The sequence below is a fragment of the Bradyrhizobium sp. Mp19 genome (assembly GCF_029952935.1).
GTDB classification, from domain to species: Bacteria; Pseudomonadota; Alphaproteobacteria; order Rhizobiales; family Xanthobacteraceae; genus Bradyrhizobium; species Bradyrhizobium elkanii.
The window spans coordinates 1-522 of record NZ_JASAUT010000197.1 but is presented as its reverse complement, the minus strand read 5'-3'; the positions used below and the strand labels follow the sequence as shown (position 1 = coordinate 522).

1 pseudogene is annotated in these 522 nt (G+C 67.6%); it reads right to left on the bottom strand.

Annotated features, from left to right (window positions below):
• A pseudogene (locus tag QJT82_RS45575) lies at positions 1–522 on the bottom strand (hybrid sensor histidine kinase/response regulator); the annotation flags it as partial.

Below are 522 nucleotides of genomic sequence, written 5' to 3'. Positions count from 1 at the left end.
ATGACGCCTTCCTGCAGCTCGGCGGTGACGTTGGAGAGCCGCTGCAAGGGCACCTTGAACTCGGTGTCCTCGTTGCGGCGGGAGATCTCCAGCAGCTGGTTGCGGGTCAGCACCAGCTCGGAGACCATGGTCATGAGGTGTTCGAGGGTGTCGACATTGACCCGGATCGACTGGTTGGCGATCTTGTCGCCTTCCTGGACATCCTCACCGGCGGCCTTGCGGGCCGGCTTCTTCGCAGCCTCAGTCGGCTCGGCGGCGGGCGCAGCGGCCGCGGGCTTGGCGGCCGGCGCGGGCGCGGCGACTTCGGTCTCGGTCTCGCGGAAAGCGCGCTCGAGCTCGTCGAGCGAGACCTCGCCCGGACGCAGCGGACGCTCCAGCGTCTGCACCACCAGGGTGCCTTCGGTCAGGTCAGCCTGCACCGACGGGGCTTCAACGACCGGCACAGCTTCTTCAGCAGCAGCCGGCATCGACTGCGTCGAGCCTGACGATATCGACTGCGTCGAATCGGACATCGCCGCCATG